Raw genomic sequence first — 25377 nt, 5'->3', positions numbered from 1 at the left:
CTTACGCACTTGCCGCGCGGTGCCGCTTGATCGGTCGGCGAACATACCCGTCCAGAGCCATGACCGTTGCGGCGATACCGTCAATGCGAGCGCTCGACTTTCCGCGGTCCGGTTTCACGGGCCGTAGGTTGTCGTTTCCGTCCCGGTACACCTCGACCACCGAAGCATTCCAACGCAAGATCGGGTTACCGCCGTGGTGTATGCGGCCCTCGCGGAGCAAGCGTTCAAGTTCCTTGCTTCCGGGGCTCATTCCTAGATAGGTCTGCGCGACCGGTACCACGTCCACACCACGGGTTTTCTGCTCGATGCGCTGCACAAGCTGACCGGCAAACATCCGGTCGTACGAAATCCGCTGCACGTCCAGGCGGCGACAGTCCGCGATGATCTGACGCTCAATGGCGCCATAGTCGATTGCGTCGCCCTCGGTGAGCGTCAACAGCCCATCGGCGGCCCACTGCTTCAGCGGTACCTGTAGCTGTGCCTCCAGCTCGTCTAGACGTTCCTCGGGCAGCCAGAACCGCGAGATCAATTCCAGCTCGACCCCCGGTTTGCGGGACTCGACAGCGAGCACCCACGCCGACAGGTCACTGACCGCGGACAGGTCCACCCCGCCCCACGCGCGCCGGTACCGGAAACGCTGCTCGTCCACGGCACCCGCGTTCGCGTCCCACACAGGAAGCGGCAGCCACCGCGAGGACGAGCGCATACGTCTGTTCAGTGACAGCCGACAGAACGTAGGGAAGTAACTCGGCGTGGACTTGGCCTTGTTCGCCTCGCGGCGCATGTAGGCGAGCGAGGGCGAGACACCCAATCCGGGATTCGCCTTACGCCATGTCTCCTCGGTGTAAGGGTCGTCGCCTTCCTCGGCAGCCCAGATGACCCCGTAATGCCCGGGGTCCGAGATCACGTTGTCCGCACAGCGGCGGGTGTACGTGTGTTTCTCGTCGTAAATGCTGCCCTCGGTGCCCTCATCTGCGGTCGTGATGAACACGACTAGAGGTTGGTCACGGGCACCCGTACCAGTCTCGATAGCGTCGATAAGGTCACGCCGCTTGTGCACGTGCACCTCATCCACAATCGCGCCGGACACGTTCAGCCCGTGGGCGGTCTCGGCAATCTTGGACAGGGCACGGAAGACACCGCCCGTACGCGGCACGCGGATAAGCCCGCGCAGGACTTCAACGCGGCCCCGGATAGCGCGACTTGTCAGCGCCATGCGCTTAGCGTCGTCAAAGACTCTTTCGGCCTGCGGCAGTGAGCCGGCTGCCGCGTAGACCTCGGCGCCTATCTCGCGGTCCGCGAGCAGCAGCACCAGGCCGATACCTGACGACAGCGTTGATTTCCCCGCCTTACGCGGAACCTCGATCCACACCGTCCGAGCCACGCGGACCGCTCGGCCCAACTCCGGGTCGAACCATAGCCATCCGAAGATCGGGGCAATGATCCACACCTTTTGCCACGGCGCGAGTTTGAGCGGTGTCCCGCCCCATCGGCCTTTCGTGTGCTTCATGGACTCGATAGCCGCAATGGCTCGTCGGGCGGTGGGCACGTCGAAATAGGCGCCCTCGCGCTGCGGGGCCTGGTGGGCGAGGACGAGCGGGCGGGACTTGACCGCCTCGGCTATGTCGTCCTCGGACAGCCCGAGTTCTAGCAGCGCCGCATACGGGACGGGCAGCCCGTCAGTCAAAGATCCCGTCATCGTCGCCCCCGCTTTCCGGCGGGGTAATCCGCGTGGCCGACGCGGGCGAGAGCCCGAGTTCACCGACCAGCGACCGGAAGTGACTCCGGTACTGGTGGGCGATAGTCACCCACGGGGATTTCACGTTCCCGCGCTCCGTCTCGACCACCAGGCCGGTACGGCTCAACTCGCGCTCGGCCTGCCAGAGTCGGGCGACCGTCACGCAATATTCAATGGCTGTCTCTCGCTGCGGGTCGGTCAGACCAGCGGAGTGCACCAGGGCGGGAACTGTCCTCGCCCACACGTCCGCCGCTTTCTCCCGCACGTCCTCGGCGGTATCGCCCGGCAGCAGCTCGGACCAATCCGGCTCGACCGGGGACACAGGGGCGAATGTTGCGCCCTCGGAATTTCGGTCGGCGCGGAATGCGCCCTCGCGCACCGCCTGAATGTGAGGCTTGGGCTTCTGCCCAGGAACAGCCACGGAAGGTCACCTCCACAGAAACGATCTATTTAGCCATGCGAGTTTTTTGCCTCCCTGCCGATCAGCGTGGGGAGGGGGAGGGAGTACCCCCCTGGTCGGGCTGCGCCCTATGTCCGAATTGGTTTCGCATTCGCGGCAGCCCAACCACCAGGTTGGCGTTTCGCGGTCTCGCGGTTGTGACACGTCGTGCACAGCGGACGCAGACGAGAGAACGCGTCCGGATCGGCAACACCTTGAGCAACCAACTGCCGTCGCGACAAAGGGAAATGGTCCGCGACCACGGCCGTGCGACCGCACAGCAGACACCACGGGTTGCGGTACAGGTAGGCACGTCGGATGCGCTGCCAACGCGTGTCATAGCCCCGCTCAGCACTAGTCCCACGCTGTTGCTCGGCCTCGCGTCGGTGAGCCTCACAGCGACCACCACGCGCAGTCAGCTCGGGGCACCCGGGGACAGAACACGGGGGGCGGGGTCTTCGGGGCATGGGGGTACCTCCGATGGGGTGGGGGATCGAAACAGCGCCCGCACACGAGGGGTGGGGCGCGTAACGTCCACAGAGCACGGGCAAGGCGGCACCAACCGGTCACCCGAACGGGCCCATACCGGCAGCGCCCCGAGAGGTCCAGTACGCGGCCCGCAGTGAGCATGAACAGTGGTGCGCCCGGCGTTGTCCGGTCCGTCTGGACAGGGTCCGCAGTGCGCCTGCCGTCCATGCGATGTGATTTTTCGCCCCCGGCTGGCCCTGCTTATATCGAACTGGCGTTTTGAGGTTCATGCGACGGTGTGATGTGCGACGGCTGTCCGTTGGGAAGGTTCTGCCTGGTCCATGACGTGTATGCCGCCGTGCTCTTTCAAGGGGGATCTCATGATTCGTGTCCGACGTGCAGCCAGCCTGGCTGTCGCCGCCGTGACGGCTGGACTGGTCCTCGGGCTGGCCAGCCCAGCCGCAGCCATCGAGCCTCCAAGCGGCTTTTTCGGCGGCACCCTGATGTTCTGCTCAAGTAGTGTCGTCCTTGACGTATCTTTCGGCTGCACGGCACCACCCAAGCCAGCCTCGGAGTACCCCACGGCACAGGCAGCACGCAAGGATGCAGCCCGGCGCGGGAAGAGGGCGGAGTGGTGCTTCCTTGCCCCTGCTGGTGAGGTTGGGGTGGGAGTTCTCTGCCACGCCGTCTGAGCGGGTGCTCTGCGTGCCTTCGCTGTGATCCAGTGCGAGTCTGTCTCTGGGGCGTCCGACAGGTGGAACCAGTCGGAGCACTAGGCGAAGTTGCCTGAACCTCTCCGCCCTGGCGTGAGCCGTCAGCGCCCGCGCCGGGGCGGAGTGACGTTCGGACGGTTAGCTAGCACCGAACTCCGTGCTCGTCTTGAGCTGGTGACACCCCCGACACAGCACCTGAACGTTGCTGTCTATGTCCTCGCCACCGAGGGACAGCGGGCGCACATGGTCCACGTCCAGCGCGGGCGCAACCAGCGCCCACCAGTGGTCAGCTCCGGACACCCGGGGACGGAACAAGGGGGGCGGGGTTTTCGAGGCATGGGGGTCACCTCCATCACGCTTGGGGGGAATTGGACACGGAAACCGGGGAGCCGCCATGTTCCGCATGGGACGCTCCTTCCATGACTGATCACCCGGAAGGGGAAGCCGTGGCAGACCAGCAAGAGAAGGCCATCATCGAAGTCAAGGGTCAGCGATTTGCGCTGACTCCGGTGGACCCGGACGCCGACCCGGAGAAAGTGGCCGACGGACTCGCCGCTCTTGAGGCAATCGTAGATATCACGATGGTCATCGCGCCGGACCTTCAGACTGACCCCGAGGAGTAGCCGTGCCCTGCACGTGCAGCCCTCGGTCTTGTGCCGGGGGCTGTGTCGTTCCTGCGACGGGGGCCGCGCGGACTCGAACCGCCACCACCGCCCGTTGCCCCCGGTGACAAGCCGGGGCTACTCGGGCAGGGGGCACGCCTACACTGCGTCCACCCGTGGTCAGTTCGGGACACCCAGGGACAGAGCACGGGGGGCGGGGCTTGCGCGGCATGGGGTACCTCCGAACAAGGGGGCGGGGGAACGACTCTGCTCAACCTCGTTCGGGTGATGAGCGCATGTTCACACTCCGGCTTGGGCAACTCTCGGGCGGCTCGAACCAGCCTCCGAGTCATCCACAACAGCCCGACATAGAACGGGGAACATCATGCACCGCATCGCTGCCACAGCCTTCGGGACCGTCGCACTCCTCACTGCCATCACCCCATCCGCCACTGCAAGTCCCGCACCTGCCGCCGGAAGCACGCATGCTTTGAGTCAATCATTCCCAGCAGCGGGGCGCATCACCTCAACACCTGCATACGGTGAAGGTGAGTTCTTGCCCCACGACGGCCAACACTGCATCAACGATGAAATTCCCATTGCCTGGTGCACGGTTATGGGAGCTGGCGAAATCGCAATTTCGAAGATCCTCGGCTCATTCGGCAATGATCCGAAAGAGCCGCTGAGCCGCGAACTCAGTTTCAGTCTTCAGCCAATGGAATCCCCGGCATAGCACCTGAACGTTCCGATCCGTACGGTCCCTCTCAACGAGAGGGACCGTACGTGATCCACGTCCACAGCGTCCGCCGGCCCGGGTCAGCTCGGGGCACCCGGGGACAGAACAAGGGGGGCGGGGTCTACGGGGCATGGGGTACCTCCAGACAGGGGCTGGCGGATCGTTTCGGCATACCCCGTTCGGGTGGCCAGCGCATGCCCGTGCGCTAACTGGGGCAGCGTGCGGGTGACTTATTAGGTCCGCGCCGGTTTCACCCCTAGGGAGGAAGATCTTGACTCCCCGTGTGTGTTCCTGCCGTGCCGGAATGGCCACGACAACCGTGCGCACCGCACAGGCTCTTCTACTGACGGGTGGTACCCATGTCTGAGCTGAAGCAATCCAAAACGGAATGGACCTCGGACAATTGGCACAAGGTCTGCGGCGAGTTCACGTTCCACCCAAACTTCCGCTACCAGATGAGGGACAAGAAGGTGAATGGCGTGGCCATTTGGGGCGTACAGGTGCCTGACCTGGAAAACGCCTGGTGGGAGCCGAAGTTCGAGTTTGCTTACGACATCTGGACATCCAACGTTGTCTCCAGCGAAGTGGTGCCCACAGTGGTCACCCAGCGGGGTGAGCACACCGTAGGTCTGTACGCTGCCGTCTATAAGGAGGGCACTAAGTACACCTCACGTGAAAAGCTCACAGTATTCAAGAGTACGGAAGGTCTCTCATATTCATTCCGCGGAACCTTCCCGATGGGGCGCAGGATCGAATGCGGCTCCGGGAAGTTTCGCGTGGAATGGGCAATCAGCCGAATTGAGAACGATGGAACGCGGGACCGGCAGGGGGACGGCGGGCCAGAGGGCGTCATCGAGTGGGACTCCGACGCAGCTGAGATCAAACGGAGAATCGCGATTAATCAGAATGTTTATGGTTAAAACCGTGGCGCCCTTCCGCCCCATTCGAGCCCGATCACGGCCCGGACGGGGCGGTGCCCTTACGCGGCACGAGCGGCCCCGAACTCCGTGCTTGTCTTGAGCTGGTGGCACTCGACGCACAGCACCTGAACGTTGCTGTCTATGTCCTCGCCACCGAGGGACAGCGGGCGCACATGGTCCACGTCCACCCCGTCCGCCGGGAAGTCGCCCAAGCACCAGTCGCACCAGGCCGAACCCCGTTCCTGCACTCGCCGGCGGAGCCGTGCCGCAGCGTCACGGTGGTTCGCCCGTCGTCGGCCCCGTGCTCGTCGGGTGCGGACACTGGCCCGACCCTCGTACGTCGCGTGGTGCGTCTTGCAACGTCCGCGGTGTGTGGCGGGCTCGGTGCAGTCGATACAGCGCATGGTCACCCCTAGGTGTTCGAGTTCGAGCAACACCCCGTTCGGGGCAGTCGAGTTGGCTACGGTCGAGCCATGGAAAACATGTGTCCGCGCTGCCACGGCCCCTTGATCGACGGAGACGACCAGGGCGGAGCATCCCGCGCGACGGAAGATCGAGACATCGACGTGTGCGGCGCTTGCTGTGTTGACGAAGCAGTTCGGCAAGCGCTCGGACGGGGCCTCATCTGCGTGTCGATGTGGCCGGTAGGCCGGAACCACATGACGTGGGATGACGTGCCGCAGATGCCGAGTATTTAGCTCATCTGTGTTTGGCGTGCCCGCCCCCGGAGTCGAACCGGGAAACTCACCCTTCTAAGGGGCGCGCCTCGTACCTGATTGGGCTAGGCGGGCTGGTGGCGCTGCATGCGAGTGCAGCCCTTTCCCTGCCGACTGGCGGTCACTACTGAAGGAGTGAGGTAACGATGCGGATCAATCTCGAATCCGACGGTCTTTTGGTCAGGGTGACGGTCGAGGAGGTTCCTGGGGATGATGAGACTGTCAGGGTGAACTTCGACGTCGAGGAGTACCCCGGCGATGAGGAAGCTGTACTCGCCGAGGTCGAATTTGGTAGGGCCAAGGCCAGGCACACCTACGACACCAGGGTCGGCACTTACACCATCAGGGCCACTGGCACCGCCACCCACACCGCAGTCGCCACCTCGTTCACGGTCCACGGCCAGCTGGGGTTGACAGTGAAGGTGGGGTCAGGACCGAACTGGAACAAGTCCGGCGCCACCGTTACCGGCCTCAGAGAGGGTGCTACCGCCAGCGTCAACTTCGACACCGAGGCTGAAGATGGAGAGCCGGTCACCACCCCAGCAGCCGGCTCAGACGGAACCGCCACCATCCCCGACAACACCTTCACCTATCCGGAAGAGCCCGGCACATATGACGCCGTCGCCACCGCCACCGGCTATTGCCACGGCGCAGATACCGTCACGATCGGGTCGTAGGCGGCGAGAACCGTCCGGGCCAGGGCGGCACCTGCCCCGGCCTTGATCCACTCATCCCGGCGCCGCCGGATCGTGGTCGCCAGCACGCCCCGTCAGCAACCCGTTCGTAGCCAATCCCGGAGACCAGGGCGAGCACGATCCGGTGGAAGACGACCCCGTCCGGGATCCGCGGATTGTGGCAGCCCGGAGGGTGAGTGTCCTCACGACCGGGCAGCGAAGCGAGGAGCTCCTCACGGATCGGGGCGATGATGGACGCAGGCACGACGGACACGAACTCTCCCGATGGTCACAGAGCGTAGAGAACTCCATGATCATCCATTTCGAGTCCGTCGTGCCGTCCTGCTGTCGCGTCCATGACCTACTGGCGGACGCGCTTACAACCCCTTTCGGCTCACCCCGAAGGGTGGGTTACTCGTGGGCGGTGCAGTCCCCGCACGCGTTGCCTCACGACCCCTGCGACCACCCCGGTAACGCGGGGCGCGTGGTGCACGGGCAACGCTTGTTCCGAGAGGCAGGCACTCAGACCGCCTGCTGTCCCCCTGTAGGGCGGGTGCGCGGTAATCCTGCTCTCGGTATTGATAGGGAGCGAACCTTGCCCGCCCCTTTCGGAGCGAACCGTTTCCCTTCCCTGTATTGATAGGGAGCGAGCCTTGCCCGCCTCTTCCGGGGTGAGCTAGCTCCCTTCCTGGTGTTGATAGGGAGCGAGTCTTGCCCGGGGCCGAACCGTGGCGGTGTGCCGAACAGTGGTCCGGTCTCTCTTCTCTCTTATTTTTTCTACGTGTTCTAAAAAAGTGGTTGGAACCGTCACTCTGACACCACCCCGCCCCGCTGTTGGGCCGCTCGTCGTCGGCCGAGCCGGCGGGGGGGCTGTGGGCGGGAACGTAAGATGCCCCGGCGGTCACGGCGGGACCTACCGGGGCGGGTGCGGCTGGTTGTACTGCACCGCGTAGAGCGGGTACCTAACCGCGTGTCGCACTGTAGCGGGCGCTTGGGTCGCCGCTTGCTGCGGGCAGCAGAAAGCCCCGGCGGTCGCTGGGGACCAACCGGGGCTGTCTCGGGCCCTACAGGGGCCGTTACGCGGCTTGCTCGTACTCGTCCGCGTCGGGCTCGGCGCCCTCGGGCACGGCCCACACGATGGTCACGCGCTCGTCGCCCTTGAACCGCCCGCCCTGCTTCTCGGACTTGGTGACGACCACGTTGTCTATCGCAAGGTGGATCAGGTCTCGCTGTAGCTGCGGGTCGGCAGCCTGCCACGTCTCGGCCGCGTGCCCCTCGATCAACCACGTGATATCCACCCGGCCCCCGCCGGTCAGCTCGTTCAGCCGTGCCTCGGCAGCGTCGAGCCGCCTTTCAGCAGCGTTCTTCTGCGGGATGCGGTACTTGGCCGAGCGGCCCGTGTAGAACCCCTGCCGGTCGTCGGCGTGGAACTTGTCGAGCTGTTCCGACGCTGCCTTGTACTCCGCGCGGGCTTCCTTGATCTCGTCGCCTTCCTCGGGGCGCGTCAGTGCGTGCCACCGCTCGGCAACAGCGATCAACAGCGGGTCTTCATCGTTGGCGCGGTGCAACCGGTCAGACCACTGCTCGACCACGTACCGCTCAATCGCCGGGCGCCACACGGACGCCGGCCCCGTGCACGCGCCCACTGCTGCGCGGTGCTGGCAGTTGTACGACTTCCCGTCCAGCACCATGGCGTGACCGCACGACGCGCACCGCATCTTCCCGCTGAGCGCGTGAGTGGGGCGCCCCTCGACCCGCGTGTTGTCCACGATCTGATTGCCGCTCAGCACGCGCCGAGCACGGGTAGCAACGTCCGCGGAGATCATGTCGGGCAACACGTCCCGCTCGACACAGCGCACCCGCTCGCCCTTGTCGTTGACGTAGTTGACCGGGGCTTTGTGGGACTTCCCGCCGGGCGAGACCGTAAGCCATCCCTCGTACACCGGGTGAATCACAATCGCCCGGATACTGTCAGCGCGCCAATGCTTGCCCGTGCTGGACTTGATGCCTTCCTCGTTGAACTTCCGAGCGAGGGCCCGCGAGGACGCACCCTCGGCAATCTCGGTGAAGATGCGCACGACGACTTCCCACGGGGACAGTTCCTTACGGCCCTTGACGATGCACAGATAGGGCAACCGGTCCGGGGACAGTCGACGGGTTTCCTTGTCGGCGACCAGGCCGAACGGAGCCTTTGCGAGCCAACGTCCCTCGTTGCGCTGCTTACCCTTCGTGGTCCGCACGTTGTACGAGAGACGCTGCGAGTACTCGCGGGCGTTCTCGGCACGGTCGATGATCCATCGGCGGTCGCGCTCGTCCATCGAGTCAAGCCGCTCGTAATCGAAGATCACGCGGGCTTTGCCGAGGATCGGTACCACCGCTTCCGCGCCCTTACGGCTGAACCGGTCGAGCGCGTACACCCACAGGCACGGAACCTCACCGTTCAGCACGGCGGACATGGCAGCGTCGTACTTGGGGCGCTGCACGTCGGACCAAGCGGACAGGTTCTCTTTCCAGACCTTACGAACGCAGTACCCGTGTTCGTCGGCCCACGCGCGGCCCCGGTCTTCCTGTGCACGGATGGACAACGCGCGCTCGCCCTCGCGCACGATCTTGGACTTACGTAGCAGGAGATCCACCCACGGGCGACCGTGGCACGCGCAGACCCCGTTTTGGGTGGTCGTTTCCATACCGCTGTTAGGGCGCGAGCCTTGCCATGCGGAGCGAGTCAGGGTGGCCGTTGCCATGTCCTACCCCTTGTGACCTGCGGGTTCGGCCCGCTACCGGTGAGGTCCCAGGGTGTTGGACCTACACCCGTCGGCGCGCTCCAGGGCCTCGATCCGGAGCGGGTGATCCATCTCGGGTCGGTCAGCAAGAGCCTGTCCCCGGCACTGCGGCTGGGCTGGATGGTCCTGCCCGAGCGGTACGTCGAGCCGGTGCTCGCAGCGAAGGGCGAGCGGGAGGGCTGGGCGAGCGTCCTGGACCAGCTGGCCCTGGCGGAGTTCCTCGTCTCCGGGTCGTACGACCGTCATGTGCGGCGTATGCGGCAGCGCTACCGGCGCCGGCGTGACCGGCTCGTCGCCGCGCTCGCCGCGCACGCGCCGCACGTCGAGGTGACGGGCATCGCGGCCGGGCTGCACGCGGTGCTGCGGCTGCCGCCCGGCACCGAGCGGTCCACGGTGAAGGCCGCCGCGTGGCAGGGCCTCGCCCTGGACGGACTCGCCGCGTTCCGGCATCCGGAGGCGCAGGCGGGGGCGACGGTGGGTGACGGACTGGTGGTGGGGTACGCGGCCGCCGCCGAACACGCCTACGGCGCGGCGTTGGAGACGCTGTGCGGGGTGCTGCCTCCGGGGTGAGGAGTGGCGGTTCGGAGATCGGGGCCGGCGGCGGTGACGTAACCGCGCGCCTGCCCGCGCACAGCGCCTCCAACGCCGCGCGCCCCTACCGCTTGCGCGCCACCGCCCCGTGTCGACCGCCACGACTGTCGGGTCCTGCCCTGTCGTGCGGCGCTCCATAAGCGTCCGACGTACTGAATGATCAAGTCGGCGCCAAAATTAGGAAGTTGAGCGAGAATCAGCACATGGTCCGGATCAGGACAGCAGGAAGTCGGCCTCACCCGCCTTGGCGCCCTCGATGAACGCGGTCATCTCGTCCGCGGTGTAGATCAGCGCCGGGCCGTCCGGGTCGGTGGACTGGCGTACCGCGATCCGTCCGTCGGCCAGCTTCATCGCCTCCAGGCAGTTTCCGCCGTTGCCGCCGCTCCAGGGCTTGTGCCAGCCCTCGCTGCCCAGCTCCCGCGCGGGCATGCCGTTGTAGACGTGGCCGCGCGGCTCGATGCGATCCATTCACAGCTCCTTGCGGAGATCCCGGAGGATCTCCTTCGTGCGTTGTGCCGTAGCGGCCTGCGCCGCCATGCGGTCCATGACCTCGAGGTGGGTCGCCACCTCGGTGCGCGCGTCCAGGTAGACGGCGCCGGTCAGGTACTCGCTGTAAACCATGTCCGGCAGCTCCGGCATGGCGAATCGGAACAGCACGAAGGGCCCGTACGTCCCCGGGTGCGGCCCGCTCGCGAACGGGGCGACCTGGAGCGTCACATGGGGCAGCTTCGTGGCCTCGAGCAACTTGTCGATCTGCGCGCGCATCACCTCCGGAGGGCCGACCGGGCGGCGCAGGGCGGTCTCGTCCATCACCGCCCAGAAGCGTGGGGCGTCGGGACGGGTGAGCAGTTGCTGGCGCTCCATGCGCAGGGCGACGTGCCGTTCGATGTCGTCCGGGCTGGTCTGGCCGATGGCACCGGACTTGAGTACTCCGCGCGCGTAGTCCTCGGTCTGGAGCAGGCCGGGGACGAAGTGCGGCTCGTAGGAGCGGATGAGGCTCGCCGCGCCCTCCAGGCTGACGTACATCGAGAACCAGCCGGGGAGGATGTCGTGGAAGCGCTGCCACCAGCCGGGTCTGTTGGCCTCCTCGGCGAGCTGGACGAAGAGTTCGGTTTCGTCGTCGGGAACGCCGTAGGCCTTCAGCAGCAGTTGCAGGTACGGGATCTTGAGGGCGACCTCGGCCATCTCCATGCGGCGGACGGTGGCGGGTGCGACGCGCAGGACGCGGGCGGCGTCCTCGCGCTTCAGTCCGGCGCGTTCCCGCAGGTCCAACAGGCGCCTGCCGAGGACCACCTGGCCCACCGTCGGCGCGGACCGCGGTTCGCTCACGCTCCCACCTCCATCGAAAGCCCCACCGAAAGCCCCACCGAATGCCCCATCGCGAGCTCCGTAGAAGCCTCTGCCGAAAGCTCCACCGCACTGTTTCCCGACAGCCCTGCGGCGCCGTTCGAAGATGCATTCGAAGACCGGATCGGATCTCCGATGACCCCAATTGGCGCCGCTCGACGTGCTGTTGCGAGCAGTGTGCCACGGCCTCTGACCGAGTCACACAGCACTCTGCAATTTTCAGAGTGGCCCTTGCCAAGTGTTCACGGCGGGGAGATAGTGGCAAGCGTGATTCCGTCCGCGCCCTTAGGAACAGACGCCGCCGCAGACCGTCCCGGTCTCGGTGCCACCACCGGAGCAGTCCCTCAGTGGGGCGCTGCCGGGCGCCGGTTCCGTTTCGAGCTGGCCGCACGTCCGGGTTCCGTCGCACAGGCAAGACGTCTGGCGCATGCCCGGCTGACCGGCTGGTCGGTGTGCGCGGACACCTGCGACAGCGCGGCCCTGGTCATATCCGAGCTGGTCACCAACGCGATCGTGCACACCGCGAGCAGTCGTGTCGTGTGCGAGCTGCACGACCACGACGACACCGTGCGCATCGCCGTACGCGACGAGGGCTGTGCCCCCGGCGAACCCCACCCGTCACCGCAGCGGCCCGACGAGGAACACGGGAGGGGATTGCTTCTCGTCGACGCGCTGTGCCGGGCCTGGGGTGCGCAGGAACACGGGCTCGGGCTGCTGGTCTGGGCCGAGCTGGCCCGCCAGAGCGACGTCGCCCACGACACCGCCGGTCCGTGCAACGACCTGGGCTGGGGTGCCCGCCCCAAGCCGGGCCGCCCGGACGACTCCGGCGAGGACGAGTCGCCGGAGGGCCGGCACGGGGCCTCGGGGCGACCGCCACACCAGACGCCGGAACAGCAGCGCCGTCATGGGGCGCCGGAACAGCACCGGCACCGCACCCTGGACCGGCCCCCGCACCAGCCTCTGCACCGGGCCCCCGAGCAGCGCCGCGCCGGGGAGCGCCCGTGACCGCCGGCCACGACTCCGACCGGCACCACCACCTGTCCGACTCGGCCCAGCCCGACCCGACCCACTCCGATACGCCCGACATCATCGGCGGGGGCCAGGACAGCGCCACGAACTCCGGCCGGTCCGAGGTCGCCGGCTTGGACCGGCACGACCCCACCCGCACCGGTCGGGCCGAGGCAATCGGCACAGGCCACGACAGCCCCACAAACTCCAGCCGACCCAACGTCAGCGACTCGGACCGGCACGACCTCACCCGTCCCGGCCGACCCCAGGCAATCAGCACAGGCCACGACAGCCCCACAAACTCCAGCCGACCCAACGTCAGCAACTGGGACCGGCACGGCCCCACCCACACCGGCCGACCCGAGGCAATCGGCGCAGGCCAGGACAGCCCCACCCACCCCAGCCGGCCCGAGTCCATCGGCGCAGGCCCCTGCAGCACTCCCGGCGCCGACCCGCGCAGCGTCGGTGCCCCCTTCCGGAGCCGTGCCGTCGGCCAGGGCCTCGGGCTCGACACGCTCGTGCGGCTGCAGCGTCGCAGGTCCGTCCCGGATGGGCCCCGCCGGCTGACGGTGCCGGAGGGGATGACCGCGCCGCTCGGCTGGGACGCCGTGGCCGTGCCCGACCGGCTCGGTCCGCTCGTCGTACCCCGGCTGCCGCGGCTGGGCTGTGTGTACACCGACGGCGACCGCTGGTGGTGGATCGTTCCGTCGGACTCCGACTACGCCCTGCCCTGGCCGTCCCCGGCCCACTACGCCCCCGGCGCCCTGATCACCGGCACCGCCCGGCTCATCCACCGCCCGGACGGCACGGTGCCGTACACCCCGCCGATCCCGCTGTACCTGGCGCTGTGCCGGGCGACCGGGACGACCCCGGACTGGTCTCTGCGCTCGCCTCGACCGTGACGCCCACCGGGGTGCCGGGTTCCGTCACATAGGCGGCTGCGGCTGGTCCGCGGCTGGTCGCACCGTCGCAGCGACAGCCACACACAAGACATGGCCCCGCGCCCCTGAGACGGCTGCCCCTCAATCGGCTGATGCGCTGCCCCCTCCGCGAATGCTCACGGCACGCCCCCTTTCGCTCCCCCCGCACTCCCCCACGCGCCCTGCCCCACCACCCGTACGCCCGGACATAGTGGCCCTTCCGTCACGGTCCGGGAGGTCAGCGTGGGGAAGAAACGGGGGACGCCCGAGCCCGCGGTGTCCGCGTCGGAGCGGCTGCTGTTCGGTGGGCCGCTGCGCTACGACAAGGGCTGGAGCGAGCACGAGGACGCCATCCTGAAGTTGAGCTTTCGCGCGATGCTGGTCCGGCTGCCCGGCATGCTCGCGTCCAGCCTCCGCTTGGCCCTGCAGGCCGACGCCCGGGCCGCGCGAATCGTCCTGGCCGCCGAGGCGGTCCGCGGCGGCGCCCAGGCGGTGAGCCTGCTGGCCGTCAACAGCGCGCTCGGCAGGCTGCTGACCGGCACGGACATCGGGCAGCGACTACGCGCGGCCGCCCCCGCCCTGCTCACCATGGCCGCCGTATCGCTCGTGGCCGTCCTGCTGCGGGCGGCCTCCACCTACGCCACCGGGCGGCTGGAACCCAAGGTGGAGCGGGTGGCGACCGAGCTGTACCTGGAGCGGGCGGCGAATGTGGAGCTGGCCGCGATCGAGGACCACGCCTTCCACAAACTGCTGGACACCGCCCAGTACGGCGCCGAGTCCGCGCGCCGCATGATCTCCTACGGCACCCGGGTGATCGGCGCGCTGATCTCGCTGATCGCGGCCGCGGGCGTGCTGGCCGTGCTGCATCCAGTGCTGCTACCGCTGCTGGTCACCATGACCCTGCCCAGCGCCTGGAGCGCACTGACCAACGCCCGGCGCCGCTACGAGTCCTTCCACGTCTGGGTGCAGCACGCCCGCGCCAGCCGGCTGATCAGCCACCTGCTCACCGAACCCGCCGCGGCCCCGGAGATCCGGGTGCACGGCGTCGGCCCGTTCCTGCTGCGCCACTTCCGGTCCATGTCGGAGACGGCGGAGGCGGAACAGGCCCGGCTGTCCCGGCTCGCCGCCCGGACCGGCCTCATCGCGGCGGGCTGGACGGGCCTCGCCACCCTCGCGACCTACGCCACGCTGGGCGCGCTGCTGCTGGCCGGCGCGATGGCCCTGTCGGTGGCCGGTACGGCGGTGATCGCGATCCGCACGGGTGCGTCGAGCCTGGACACGCTGGTGCTGGAGATCAACCAGCTGCACGAGGAGGCCCTGTTCGTGGGGGATCTGCAGCGGCTGTACGCGGAAGCGGCCGAGCGGGCCATCCCGGCGGGCGGCGAGGCCCTGCCGGAGGATCCGAAGGAGATCCGGTTCGAGCACGTCACCTTCGGCTATCCGGGTGACGCGGCCCGTCCCGCGCTGGACGACGTCACCCTCACGTTGCCCCTCGGCCGGATCATCGCGCTCGTCGGCGAGAACGGCTCGGGCAAGTCCACGCTGGTCAAACTGCTCGCGGGCCTGTACACCCCGGACCGGGGCCGGATCCTGTGGGACGGCGTCGACGCGGCGCGGGCCGACCGGCGGCTGCTCGCCGAGCGCATCGCGATGGTGGCCCAGGACTTCAAGCGCTGGCCGTTCACCGCCCGGGTGAACGTCGCCGTCGGCCGCTCCGCCGCGCCCATGACCGAGGAACGCCTGACCGCGGCGATCAGCGAGGCGGGCGCCGAGGAGGTGGTCGCGGATCTGCCGCACGGTCTGGACACCCTGCTGGCCCGCGACTTCAGCGGCGGGCACGAGCTGTCCGGCGGCCAGTGGCAGCGGCTCGGCATCGCCCGGGCGGCGTACCGGCGCGGGCGGGTGCTGATCGTGGACGAGCCGACGGCCGCGCTGGACGCGCGGGCCGAGCTGGAGGTGTTCGAGAAGATCCGGGCGCTGGCCGGCAGCGGGCAGACGGTCGTACTGATCACCCACCGGCTGGCCTCGGTGCGGCACGCCGACCTGGTGCACGTGCTGGAGCACGGGCGGCTGGTGGAGTCCGGCACGCCTGAGGAGCTGCTGGCCAGGGGCGGTGTCTACGCGGAGCTGTACGCGCTGCAGGCGGAACAGTTCACGGTGCGGGTACCGGCGCCGCGGCCGACCTGAGCCGGCTCACTCCGCCGCGTCGCCGCTCCGCACGATCACCAGGAACGTGTCCGTGGCGAGGTCCATGACGACCTCGGCCGGCAGGCCTTCCAGACGCCGTGCCCGCGCGAACTCCTCAGCGGGCCAGGATCCCCGCGGACCACCGGCGGGAAAGCGTTCGAGCACCGTTCGCCCGTTCACCGTCTCGCACCTCCAGAGAGCGTCGTACTGATAGGAGTTAACGCCCCGGGGAAGGGAAACGCCTCGCTCAACGACGGGACTGAGACATTACCTACACCCTTTCGGCGCGGACCGTGAGGATCCGTTCACTTTGTGAAATGAATCGGACTCTCCGTGTCAATACCCGTACTCGTCGTGACGCAGATTCCGCAGGCGCGGCGCTCAGTACCGCACCGGCAGGGCCAGCAGCCCGCGCGCACGCAGGGACGGACGCCGGCTCAACTCCGCGTCACCCAGCGCCAGCTCGGGGAACCGCTCCAGCAGCGCGGCCAGGGCGATCTCCGTCTCCGCGCGGGCCAGGGGCGCGCCGAGGCAGTAGTGGATGCCGTGACCTAGGGCGAGATGTCCGGCGGCGTCACGGGAGAGGTCGAGGCGGTCGGGGTCGGGGAAGCGGGCGGGGTCGCGGTTGGCGGCGGACAGGGACACCAGGACGGTCTCCCCCGCCGGGATGGTGACACCGGCTATGGTCACGTCCTCCACCGGGAAGCGACGGATGCCGAGCGGCGCGGGACCGTCGTAGCGGGCGAATTCCTCGACGGCGGCCGGGATGTGTGCCGGGTCCTCGCGCAGGGCGGCGAGCTGGTCGGGGTGCTGGAGGAGGGCGAGCACGGCGTTGCCGATGAGCTGGACCGTGTTCTCGTATCCGGCGAAGAGGATGATGAAGGCCAGGGACATCAGCTCGTCCTCGCTGAGCCGGTCGCCCTCGTCGCGTACGGCGATCAGGTCGGACAGGAGGTCGTCGGCGGGTTCGGCGCGCTTGGCGGCGAGGAGGCGGGTGAGGAAGCCGAGCATCGCCGCCATCGCCTCCTTCGAGGCGCCCGGGCGGGCCGGGTCGGGGGCCGTGAGGGTGTCGGTCCACTGCCGGAAGTCCAGCCGGTCCTCCTGCGGGATGCCGAGCAGGTCGCAGATGACGGTGATGGGCAGCGGGGCGGCGTAGGAGGCGATCAGGTCCGTGGTGCCGTGCGAGCCGAGCGCGTCCAGCAGCCGGTCGGCGGTACGGCGGATGGGCTCGCGCAGTTGATGGACGCGGCGCGGGGTGAAGGCGCGGCCGACCAGGCGCCGGATGCGGGTGTGGTCGGGCGGGTCCATGTTGAGGAGGTTGGCGTCGAGAGCGGGCGGCAGGGAGAGCCCCTTGTACGTGCCCGCCGTGGCGTGCCGTTTGTCGAGCGAGAGCCGTGGGTCGGCGAGGGCGGCCCGGACGTCGTCGTACCGGGTGACGAGCCAGGCGGGGGTGCCGTCGGGTCCGGTGATGCGATGCACGGGCGCGCTGTCGCGCAGGCGCCGGTAGACGTCGTAGGGGTGGTCGATGAGCCCGTCCGCGAGATCCATGATCCGCAGCCTAGGCGCTCCGCCGGGGCGCCGTGAGAGGCCGTCGTTCGCCTGCGGGTCCGTCGCGGCCGGTCGCTCCGCCCACGGGATCAGGCGCCGTACTCCTGGATGCGCCGCCCATGACTCCGGTCGGTCAGCGCGGGCAGCCGCTGCTCCAGCTCCCGTACGACGGAGGGCACATCGACGGTGAGAAGGTGCCGGTCCCGCATCAGGACCCGGCCGTCGACCACCGTCGTGCGGACGTCCGACGAGCGTGCGCTGTGGACGAGGGTGGCGGCGAGGTCGTGGACGGGCTGGGTGTGCGGGCCGGTGAGGTCGACCAGGATGATGTCGGCGCGCCGGCCGGGCGCGAGGGTGCCCGCGCTGCCCGCGAGGCCGACCGCGCGGGCGCTCTGGAGCGTGGCGTGGTGCAGGGCCTGACGCGAGGTCAGCCAGCGTGGATCGCCTTCGGCCGACTTCTGGATCAGTGAGGTCAGCGCCATCGTCTCCCAGACGTCGAGGGAGTTGTTGGAGGCGGCGCCGTCCGTGGCGAGGCCGACGGGGACACCGGCCGCGCGCAGGGCCCGTAGCGGAGTGGTGTCCGGCCAGGCGAACTTGAGGTAGCCGCGGGGCGCGGTCGCCACCGCGGTACGGCCGCCCGTGCGGGCCAGCAGCGCGAGGTCGCGCTCCACGATGCCGGTGCCGTGGGCGATGAGCAGGTCGGTGTCGAGGAATCCGGCGCGGTCCAGGATCTCGATGGGGGTGAGGCCGTGCCGGGCCAGGCTGGTGTCGGTCTGGTCGCGGTTCTCGGCGGCGTGGATGTGGACGGGCAGACCGTGCCGGCGGGCGAGTTCGGCGGTGGCGGCGAGGTCGGTGCCGGTGACGGTGTAGGGCGCGTGCGGGGCGAGGGCGGTGGTGATACGGCCGTCGGCGCTGCCCCGGTGGCGCAGGGCGAACCCGGCCGACCGCTCCCGCCCTTCGGGGCCCTCACTGGAGAAGTAGGCCTCGCCGAGGTGGGCGCGCAGACCGCACTCCGCGACGACGGCGGCGACGGTGTCCATGTGGAAGTAGTGGTCGGCGAAGCAGGTCACCCCGGCCCGGATCATCTCGGCGCAGGCGAGCCACGCGCCCAACTCCACGTCATGAGCGGTGAGGTTGGACTCGACCGGCCACACGACGTCGTTGAACCACTCCTCGACGGGCAGGTCCTCGGCGAGACCGCGCAGGACCACCATCGGGGCGTGCGTGTGGCAGTTGATCAGCCCCGGCATGGCGACCTGCCCGTGCGCCTCGATCCGCTCCACGGCGGGCAGCTCCCGCACGGACGCGGCACTGGTGACGGACTCGATGACCCGGTCCCGTACGACGATCGCCGCGTCCCGGCGGAACCCGATCCGTTCCTCCCGCCCGTCCTCGTCGTGCTCCAGAACGGTGCATCCGGTGATGATGAGGTCGGCGGGAGACTCGGTCATCACGCCAACGTACGACGCGGTCGTCACCTCGCGTGCGCCGAACCGCGCATCCGGTCACCGCTCTGCCACGGGAAGGGCGCGGCCGCGGGAGCGGCGGGGCGGACCCGGCCGAAGGCCCGAGCCGGTCCGCCCCGCCGCCGGTCCGGTCAGCGCCCGAGTTCGCAGCTCAGGTGAGCCAGCAGCAGATTCGGGTCCTGCTTGGTGAAGTACGCGGCGCTGTCGACGTAGACCGTCCCGTCGTGTACGGCCACGGAGGTCGGGTTGGACAGCCCGTCCGCCTGCGTGAGGACGGCGGTGTGGGTGCCGTCGGGGTGCACCTCGACGAGCTCGTTGTCACCGATCAGGGCGGCGAGGACGGTGTCGCCGTACGGTGTGGCGAACGTGAAGTCGTCGATGTGGTCGAGGCCGGTGGCCCGGTTCTCGACCGGCCCCGCGGAGCCGTTCGGCCGTACGGGAATGCGCGACAGCGTCCCCCGGTCGCTGTTGGACACCCATACGGCGCCGCCGTGGACCTTGACGCCGTTGGCGCCGAAACCCGCGCCGGTGACGGGCACCGGGGTGAGGGCGGTGTCCTTGGCCCACACGGTCGGCGCACCCCCGGCCTGCGGAACCCGCCACACCACCCCCTGCACCGAGTCGGCGGCGTAGAGCACCCCGTGGCGTTCGTCGAGGGCGAGGCCGTTGGGCAGCGCGGTCGCGGGCAGTTGCGCGATCTGCCGGGGCGCGCCGCCGTCGGGGGCGATGCGCCAGATGCCGGTCTTGTCGGTGCCGGTGGCGTAGTCGACGTAGAGCGTGCCGTCGTGGGCGCGGGCGATGCCGAAGACGGTCGCGGCCTTCAGGTTGGGGGTGTTGGCGTTCGGCTCGTCGGGCAGGGTCGCGCGGATCGTCGTGTGCCCGTCCGGGGTGACGTGGGCGACCTGCCGGGCGCCGGCGAAGGTCAGGTCGGCCGAGCCGTCGGGCTCGACCGCGATGTTCTCCGGCGTCTGTCCGGCCGCGAGGTCGAAGTGGGCGACGATGTGCGGCTGGGACACGGTCGGTTCACCGGCGGACGCGGGCGACGCCGCGAGCACCACGGCGGCGACGACGGCCGTGGCGGCGCCGCTCGCGAGTCTGAGACGAGTGAGTCGGGACATGAACCTCTCCTAGGGCGGGGGGAACATGGATCTTTCTCGTGGATCTTTCTCGTGGATCTTTCTCAGGGACGCAGGCGCGCGCCCGCGGGTTGACTCGCCCTGATTCAGAAGTTAATTGACAGGTAGTCAGTAACGAGTGGGCTCACCCGGCGAGAGGCAGCTCGGGCAGCCGTAGCGCCGTCCGCTCCCGGCCCTCGTCGAACTCGGCGAGCAGATCGGCGAGTCGGTCCAGGTGCCGGGTTGCGAGGTGGCCGGAGGTGTCGAGGTGGACGGCGCAGGCGGTGGTGGTGTCCACGAGCCGTTCGAGGGTGGCGACGATCTCGTCGGCTCCCGCCGAATGCCGGGCCAGCGAAGGAAGTTCGGCGGCGGCGAGGGCGATGGCGGTGCGGGCCTCGGCGAGGGTGCGGTAGGCCTCCCGGCGCAGTGCCCACCGCTCGGCGCGGTCGCCGGACTCGCCGAGGACGTGCGCGAGGTAGGCGTGCGCGGCGCTCCCGGCCGTGGCGAGCCGGGCCCGTACTGCGCCGCCGCGCTCCCCCGGCATCGGCAGATGCCCGACGACCAGCACGAGCGCGCACGCGAGCAGGGTCTCGCCGATCCGGCTGACGGAGGCCTGCGGCTCGCCGCCGGCCATGACCAGGGCGAGGACGAGGACGGTCACGACGGCGGTCAGGGCGGCGAAGTGCCGGGTGGCGACCGGCACGAGCGCCCCGCAGACCGCGACCAGCGCGATCAGCCCCTCCGGCCGTGGCAGCAGCGCGGCGAACCCGGCGAACACCAGGGCGCCCAGCACGGTCCCGGCGGCCCGGCACAGCACCCGGGAGGCGAGCGGCCCGAGGTCGGGCTTGACCAGGAAGACGGCGGTGGCGGGCAGCCAGTACCAGTGCTGGTGCTGGCCGTACCAGCGGGTGTGGTGCAGGGCCTGCGCGATGGCGGCGCTGGCCCCGAAGCAGAGGGCCACTCGCAGCCCGTACTCGCGCCCGCCGGTGCCGAACGCGGCGCGGACGGCGTGTCGCACATCCCGGCGCCGGGTGGGTGGCCGCTGATGTGCGTCCTCGGCCCGGTCGAAGGCCTCGGCGGCGCGCAGCAGGGCGTCGTCGAGAGCGCGCAGGGCGGGGGCGGACCGGTGGGGAGCGGGCAGCGGGCCGGTGCCGGTGTTGCCCCGGACCGCCGCGGCGAGTCGCCGGGGCCCTTGCGCGGCCCGCGCCGAGACCGGCTCCCCGGTCCAGAACAGGGCGGTGGCGGCCTCGGCGAGGGGCAGGGCGGCCGCGTACTGGGCGTGCAGCCGGCGCTCGGCGGCGGAACTGGCGTACCGGCGCAGCCGGGGCCCGGCGAGGGCGTCCTGGGCGTGATCGAGGGCGGCCGTGAGCGCGGCCCGCCGGGCGGTGGCATGCGCCCCGCCCACGGCCTCGACCAGCGCGGCGACGGCGTCGTACACCGCGGCGACCGCCGCCCGCTCCCCGTCGAACCGGAAATCCCCGGCGAGCGAACCGGGCGTGGGCAGGGCGAGCCGCAGCACCAGCAGCCAGCCGGCCCCGGCGAGGAAGGCGAGGGCTCGGTGCCAGCCGCTCTCGGCCGCGGGCATCCCGGCGCCGATCGCGGCGCCGACGAGCAGCTGCGTCCCCGCGGCGGAGGCGACGGGCCCGACCGCGCTGACCCCGCCGGCGACCAGCCCGAGCCCGGTGAGCGCCAGGGTCAGCGGTACGGCGGCCAGCCCCTGCCCGGCACACGTGCCCATGAGCAGCCCGAGGGCACCGGCCAGCGCGGGCACTCCGAGCCGCCTGACGGCGGCCCGCCGGCTGCCGGGCCGGTCGTTGATACCGGCGAGCATCGCACCGATGGCGGCGAGCACACCGGGGGCGATGTGTCCCGTGCCGACCCCGGCAAGCAGCAACGGCCCGGCGGCAAGCGCACCCCGGACCATCGCGCTCCAGGGCACGGGACCACGCTGCGCGAGCAGGGCATGGGCAAGCCAGGGGGGTGCGGCGGGCCGGGACACGGGGCTCCTGTCCATACGAGGGCGGGGTGGGCCTTCGGACGACGGTGGCCGGGCTGCGGGATGTGCCTTCCACGGTAGATCGCGTTCCCTGAGCGAACGGGGCGATCACGTTTCGGGGATGTGAAAGGTGGCGGGGCGGGCGGTTTCTTTATGAACGCAATCAGCGATGGCGCGGCAAGCGACCGACCCAGGGGTCCCACCGAGCGGATCAGATTCCGTCACCTTGCGAAAGTACGCCGCCAAATACACCGATGCGCCCTGGACAACCCGGCGGCCCAAACCGATCACGGTACGCCCGGTCCACCTACGAGAAGTCGATCAGTCCGGACGACCTCACCGACCTGTGTCTCGCACCGGCGACAGCATCTCCCCAGCAGGCATTGACCGCGATGGGCGACCCGGGCCTCGCAGAGCACCTCGTCACCGGCCGCCTCGACCGGATCGCCCCGTCTGCGGGCGCAGCCGTGGGCGGGGTGCTCCAAGGGTGCACAGGCCCAGGCCTACCTCGCGTGCACCACGCCCGGGATACGCATGGTCTGGGGCTCTCCCGGCACTGGCAAGACCAGGGTGCTCAAGCGGGCCCTGGACGACCTGGTGACCAGGGGACAACGAGTCCTTCTGGTGTCGGGGACCAACATCGCTGTCGACAATGCCGTGGAAAGGCGCGGTGCGGACCAGGACGGGTCTGAAGCCAGGCGAGATGGTCCGCGTGGGAACGCCCCATCTGGCCGCCGTCGCGGACGACGCCCGTGTGGCCTTGCCCTTGCTGGTGCGTGCCCGCCTCGAACAGACGGAGAGCAGGCGTGCGGCCGCGGAGTCCGAGCTGATAGCTTTGCGGAACTCCGCTCTTCTCAGCAGGCTGCGGGACCTCGACCAGCTGCTGTCGGGCTACGACCCGGAGGCCTACGACCAGGCCTTGCAGCGCCTGGCGAACGGTGCCCTGCTCGATGAGCTCACCGAGGAGGCGCGGCGAAGAAAGGACGCGGTTGCCGTCGCCACCGATGCGCTCCAGCGTTCCGCTGCCACCATGCGGGAGCACATATCGGCTTTCGAGGCCCTCGCGCCGCAACGGGCCCTGCTGGACGAAGCTTCCCGCCTGCAAGGCATTCTCGACGGCATGGAGAGCGAGGCGCTGCGGACGCAGTCCGCCGCCCGCCGGGCGGGGCTTCAGCTGGACGAGGCTCGGGGATACCTCGAAACCCTGGAGCAGTTGGCTTGTCGGGAAACGACCGCGTTTCACGGCGAATTGCTCACATGGCCGAGGCCGTCGCGGTCTCGCGTGGATAGATGAGGGACCGCAGTTTGGCGCGAGTCTCCGGATCCGTGGAGTACATCACTGTTCCGACCATTCCCCGGGTCAGCAGGACCTTGTAGGTGTTGCGGATCAACCGGTCCACGTCGGCGTCGGGCGTGGACTTCTTGAAGACCGGGTCCTTGGAGGCCGCGCGATCCACGACCCAGCGGTCGTCCCGCCAGACCAGATCCGGGCCGAGAATGACTCCGCTCCAGTCATACTCGAATCCCTGGGCGGTGTAGACACATCCCACCTGGCCGAAGCCCGCCGGATCAGTGGCCCAGAGGGCGGCGGGTGGGGCGCCCGCCACGGAACGCTCACCGAAGACGTTCCAGGGGCGGGCCCATTCGCCGATGGTGACATCGGCGGGGAGCGGTTGGCCCGGCTGTGTCTTCTTCGTCCACGGCCAGCAATAGCCGGCCGACATCCGAGCGCTGTACCCCTCGGCCCGGCGTGCGGCGAGAAACGCCTCCAGTTGTTCGGGACTGTCGACGGCCTCGAGTCCGACCTTGCCGTCGGGCTCCCACTCGACAGCTCCGCCGGGTTCCAGGGCGAGCAGGCGGAGCACCCAGCGCAGATAGGCGTCACTGCCGCCGCATCGGAACTGGCTGTCGAGAGAAACGACCCTGCACTGCAGCCCTTTCCTCGCCGCCGCGGTCTTGATCTCCTCCACGGTGCCCATCTCGCCGGGCCGGACGACTTGGTGCTGATCCAGGAGAAAGACGGGCACACGCGCCGCGTCGATGAGTTCGTCGATCTGTGCTTTGCCGGTTCTCTGCTCGGCTCGCGTGTACCGGTTGGCCGACGTCTCCCGGATCCGGTGGGCCTCGTCACAGATCAGGACGTCCAGGCCGTTGCGTTCGGCGGTCATGAAACTATTGAAGTACTTGAAAAGATCCTGCACTTCACGCCTGCGCGCACCTGCGACCTTGCGCATCGTCTTGGTGAAGGACTGTGATCCGGTCGCGTGCAGGGCCGCGACGCCTCGCCTGTAGAGTTCTCCGAGGAGCGAGAGCGCGATGACGCTCTTGCCGGTGCCCGGCCCGCCGGTGACGACGACGACTTCCTTGTGATCCGCCTGCCGGGCTCGCCGAACGGCGGTGAGTACAGTCTCGTAGGCGACGCGCTGTTCATCAAGCAAGACGAACTGCTCGCGCTCCTGCACTTCCTGGGCAGCCACGGCGATCAGCTGCTTCGACGGCTGCACCTTGGCAGCCACGAGTTCGTCGGCGGCCGAGGCACCGGACTCGGGTGACAACTTCGACCGCAGGTACTCGAGGAATTCTCCCCGGCGGTCGGCGGTGAACAACCGCCCACGCTCGCTCTGCTCCACCTCGTACAGGCCGCTGACACCGAACTCGGTGGCGTTGTGCAGATAGGAGACGCCGGCGACACGGTGCGGATGCTCGGCCAGAACCCGGTTGAATGCCACCAGATAGTCGCAGTAGCCACGCACCTGCTCGATAGGATTCAAAACGGGCTGCCTATAGGCGTCGACACGGCAACGCAACGGGTCCCCGTCCTCGGGCTGCGCCTGGCTCCACTGCTTGAGTTCCACCACGACGTAGGAGGGTTGCCGCGTCCGCGGATGAACTCCCGCGAGAACCACGTCGGCGCGCTTGCTGGTGAGAGGCAACCCGTACTCGAGGAGCATTTCCACCTGACCGAGACCGGAGTCGACCAGAGCCTTCGCCAGCACGGGGAGGCTGTTCTCCCAGGAGCGGATTTCGGATCCGCCGGGCTTGTAACCGTGCATGTGGACGAACTGGTCGGTGAGCCGGAGAAAGAGTGAGCCAGCATGGATCTCGGCGGCGACCGCGGCAGCAGAGTCGCGGAACAGCAAGGACAGCCCCCAGACAGCACGAAGTAGCTCGTGCGGGTGGGGGCATGTCCTTCGGAAACTCCACCGGAGCGGAGCGGAAGCCCGTCGGGCCGCAGTGACGTTTGTCTGAAACTCTACCGAAGAGGACGCTCAGGGGTCTCACCAGGCTGGGGTACGAGCGCCGCTCAGCGATGTCTGAAGCGCTCCGGGTCTGATGGAGGCTCGATTCCCTGAGAGGATCGAGTCATGGCCCGTCCGTCCCCTTACCCTGCCGAGCTGCGTGAGCGTGCG

General features: G+C 69.0%; 21 protein-coding genes, 1 tRNA gene and 2 pseudogenes. 10 read left to right on the top strand and 14 right to left on the bottom strand.

Going from position 1 to position 25377, the window contains the following annotated elements; genetic code table 11:
* Position 1: 1 nt before the first annotated feature.
* The 3 genes from ACWC0C_RS38430 to ACWC0C_RS38420 form a co-directional block, all read right to left on the bottom strand.
* On the bottom strand, positions 2 to 1687 hold the full coding sequence (locus ACWC0C_RS38430) for a terminase large subunit (RefSeq protein WP_450869003.1): 1686 nt from the start codon (positions 1685 to 1687) through the stop codon (positions 2 to 4).
* Complete coding sequence (locus ACWC0C_RS38425) at positions 1680 to 2117, bottom strand: P27 family phage terminase small subunit (protein WP_450869001.1); 438 nt, start codon at positions 2115 to 2117, stop codon at positions 1680 to 1682. Before ACWC0C_RS38425 ends, ACWC0C_RS38430 begins: the two co-directional genes overlap by 8 nt.
* Before the next feature lie 1379 nt (positions 2118 to 3496).
* Positions 3497 to 3754, bottom strand: coding sequence for an HNH endonuclease (locus ACWC0C_RS38420; RefSeq protein ID WP_450869098.1), 258 nt, complete (start codon positions 3752 to 3754; stop codon positions 3497 to 3499).
* Positions 3755 to 3777: 23 nt separating this feature from the next.
* Here ACWC0C_RS38420 and ACWC0C_RS38415 point away from each other — a divergent pair, with 23 nt between their 5' ends.
* The 3 genes from ACWC0C_RS38415 to ACWC0C_RS38405 all read left to right on the top strand — a co-directional run bounded on the left by ACWC0C_RS38415 (position 3778) and on the right by ACWC0C_RS38405 (position 5616).
* Positions 3778 to 3981: a hypothetical protein gene (locus tag ACWC0C_RS38415; RefSeq protein WP_450868999.1), complete on the top strand. Its 204-nt coding sequence runs from the start codon at positions 3778 to 3780 to the stop codon at positions 3979 to 3981.
* 364 nt (positions 3982 to 4345) lie between these two features.
* Positions 4346 to 4693 (top strand): hypothetical protein, encoded by a 348-nt coding sequence (locus ACWC0C_RS38410; RefSeq protein ID WP_450868998.1) that lies wholly within the window; start codon positions 4346 to 4348, stop codon positions 4691 to 4693.
* A 362-nt stretch (positions 4694 to 5055) separates the two neighbouring features.
* Positions 5056 to 5616: a hypothetical protein gene (locus ACWC0C_RS38405; RefSeq protein WP_450868996.1), complete on the top strand. Its 561-nt coding sequence runs from the start codon at positions 5056 to 5058 to the stop codon at positions 5614 to 5616.
* Positions 5617 to 5675: 59 nt separating this feature from the next.
* Here ACWC0C_RS38405 and ACWC0C_RS38400 read toward each other — a convergent pair whose 3' ends face one another.
* Together ACWC0C_RS38400 and ACWC0C_RS38395 are read right to left on the bottom strand one after the other, a co-directional pair.
* Positions 5676 to 5828: an HNH endonuclease gene (locus tag ACWC0C_RS38400; protein WP_450868995.1), complete on the bottom strand. Its 153-nt coding sequence runs from the start codon at positions 5826 to 5828 to the stop codon at positions 5676 to 5678.
* Positions 5829 to 6331: 503 nt separating this feature from the next.
* Positions 6332 to 6407 (bottom strand) — tRNA-Leu (locus tag ACWC0C_RS38395).
* Between the two features lie 71 nt (positions 6408 to 6478).
* Between ACWC0C_RS38395 and ACWC0C_RS38390 the strand changes: the two genes are divergently transcribed.
* The gene (locus ACWC0C_RS38390; protein ID WP_450868993.1) at positions 6479 to 7009 is read left to right on the top strand and encodes a hypothetical protein; all 531 of its coding nucleotides are present in this window, start codon (positions 6479 to 6481) and stop codon (positions 7007 to 7009) included.
* A 1073-nt stretch (positions 7010 to 8082) separates the two neighbouring features.
* On the opposite strand, the gene ACWC0C_RS38385 is transcribed toward ACWC0C_RS38390, so the two are convergent.
* Positions 8083 to 9750: a recombinase family protein gene (locus tag ACWC0C_RS38385; protein ID WP_450868992.1), complete on the bottom strand. Its 1668-nt coding sequence runs from the start codon at positions 9748 to 9750 to the stop codon at positions 8083 to 8085.
* 66 nt (positions 9751 to 9816) lie between these two features.
* On the opposite strand from ACWC0C_RS38385, the pseudogene ACWC0C_RS38380 reads away from it, so the two are divergent.
* Positions 9817 to 10359: pseudogene (locus tag ACWC0C_RS38380) on the top strand (aminotransferase class I/II-fold pyridoxal phosphate-dependent enzyme); the annotation flags it as partial.
* Positions 10360 to 10593: 234 nt separating this feature from the next.
* On the opposite strand, the gene ACWC0C_RS38375 reads toward ACWC0C_RS38380, so the two are convergent.
* Together ACWC0C_RS38375 and ACWC0C_RS38370 are read right to left on the bottom strand one after the other, a co-directional pair.
* On the bottom strand, positions 10594 to 10848 hold the full coding sequence (locus ACWC0C_RS38375) for a DUF397 domain-containing protein (protein ID WP_023551555.1): 255 nt from the start codon (positions 10846 to 10848) through the stop codon (positions 10594 to 10596).
* Positions 10849 to 11709, bottom strand: coding sequence for a helix-turn-helix domain-containing protein (locus tag ACWC0C_RS38370; RefSeq protein ID WP_449195942.1), 861 nt, complete (start codon positions 11707 to 11709; stop codon positions 10849 to 10851).
* Between the two features lie 249 nt (positions 11710 to 11958).
* Here ACWC0C_RS38370 and ACWC0C_RS38365 point away from each other — a divergent pair, with 249 nt between their 5' ends.
* From ACWC0C_RS38365 to ACWC0C_RS38355, 3 genes are all read left to right on the top strand, one after another.
* Positions 11959 to 12732 carry an ATP-binding protein gene (locus ACWC0C_RS38365; RefSeq protein ID WP_450868991.1) on the top strand — a complete coding sequence of 258 codons (774 nt, stop codon included), beginning with the start codon at positions 11959 to 11961 and terminating at the stop codon, positions 12730 to 12732.
* 521 nt (positions 12733 to 13253) lie between these two features.
* The gene (locus ACWC0C_RS38360; RefSeq protein ID WP_449196089.1) at positions 13254 to 13637 is read left to right on the top strand and encodes a hypothetical protein; all 384 of its coding nucleotides are present in this window, start codon (positions 13254 to 13256) and stop codon (positions 13635 to 13637) included.
* Positions 13638 to 13898: 261 nt separating this feature from the next.
* Positions 13899 to 15842 carry an ABC transporter ATP-binding protein gene (locus ACWC0C_RS38355; protein ID WP_450868989.1) on the top strand — a complete coding sequence of 648 codons (1944 nt, stop codon included), beginning with the start codon at positions 13899 to 13901 and terminating at the stop codon, positions 15840 to 15842.
* 6 nt (positions 15843 to 15848) lie between these two features.
* Here ACWC0C_RS38355 and ACWC0C_RS38350 read toward each other — a convergent pair whose 3' ends face one another.
* The 5 genes from ACWC0C_RS38350 to ACWC0C_RS38330 all read right to left on the bottom strand — a co-directional run bounded on the left by ACWC0C_RS38350 (position 15849) and on the right by ACWC0C_RS38330 (position 21985).
* Positions 15849 to 16022, bottom strand: coding sequence for a hypothetical protein (locus tag ACWC0C_RS38350; protein ID WP_449195945.1), 174 nt, complete (start codon positions 16020 to 16022; stop codon positions 15849 to 15851).
* Positions 16023 to 16223: 201 nt separating this feature from the next.
* Positions 16224 to 17390 (bottom strand): cytochrome P450 family protein, encoded by a 1167-nt coding sequence (locus ACWC0C_RS38345; protein ID WP_450868988.1) that lies wholly within the window; start codon positions 17388 to 17390, stop codon positions 16224 to 16226.
* Between the two features lie 89 nt (positions 17391 to 17479).
* The gene (locus ACWC0C_RS38340; RefSeq protein ID WP_450868987.1) at positions 17480 to 18841 is read right to left on the bottom strand and encodes an amidohydrolase; all 1362 of its coding nucleotides are present in this window, start codon (positions 18839 to 18841) and stop codon (positions 17480 to 17482) included.
* A gap of 146 nt (positions 18842 to 18987) precedes the next feature.
* Positions 18988 to 19974, bottom strand: a complete 987-nt coding sequence (locus tag ACWC0C_RS38335; protein WP_450868985.1) for an SMP-30/gluconolactonase/LRE family protein — start codon at positions 19972 to 19974, stop codon at positions 18988 to 18990.
* Between the two features lie 142 nt (positions 19975 to 20116).
* Positions 20117 to 21985, bottom strand: coding sequence for an FUSC family protein (locus tag ACWC0C_RS38330; protein WP_450868983.1), 1869 nt, complete (start codon positions 21983 to 21985; stop codon positions 20117 to 20119).
* Positions 21986 to 22420: 435 nt separating this feature from the next.
* Between ACWC0C_RS38330 and ACWC0C_RS38325 the strand changes: the two are divergent.
* Positions 22421 to 22642 (top strand): annotated as a pseudogene (locus ACWC0C_RS38325) (AAA domain-containing protein); the annotation flags it as partial.
* Between the two features lie 37 nt (positions 22643 to 22679).
* Positions 22680 to 23261 carry a hypothetical protein gene (locus ACWC0C_RS38320; protein WP_450868981.1) on the top strand — a complete coding sequence of 194 codons (582 nt, stop codon included), beginning with the start codon at positions 22680 to 22682 and terminating at the stop codon, positions 23259 to 23261.
* Here the strand turns inward: ACWC0C_RS38320 and ACWC0C_RS38315 are convergent.
* Positions 23221 to 25107, bottom strand: coding sequence for a DNA/RNA helicase domain-containing protein (locus ACWC0C_RS38315; protein WP_450868980.1), 1887 nt, complete (start codon positions 25105 to 25107; stop codon positions 23221 to 23223). The genes ACWC0C_RS38320 and ACWC0C_RS38315 overlap by 41 nt on opposite strands.
* Positions 25108 to 25377: the final 270 nt, after the last annotated feature.

The sequence above is a fragment of the Streptomyces sp. NPDC001709 genome (assembly GCF_053596375.1).
The sequence above is the reverse complement of the archived record's forward strand: the minus strand, read 5'-3'. Positions and strand labels throughout refer to the sequence as shown.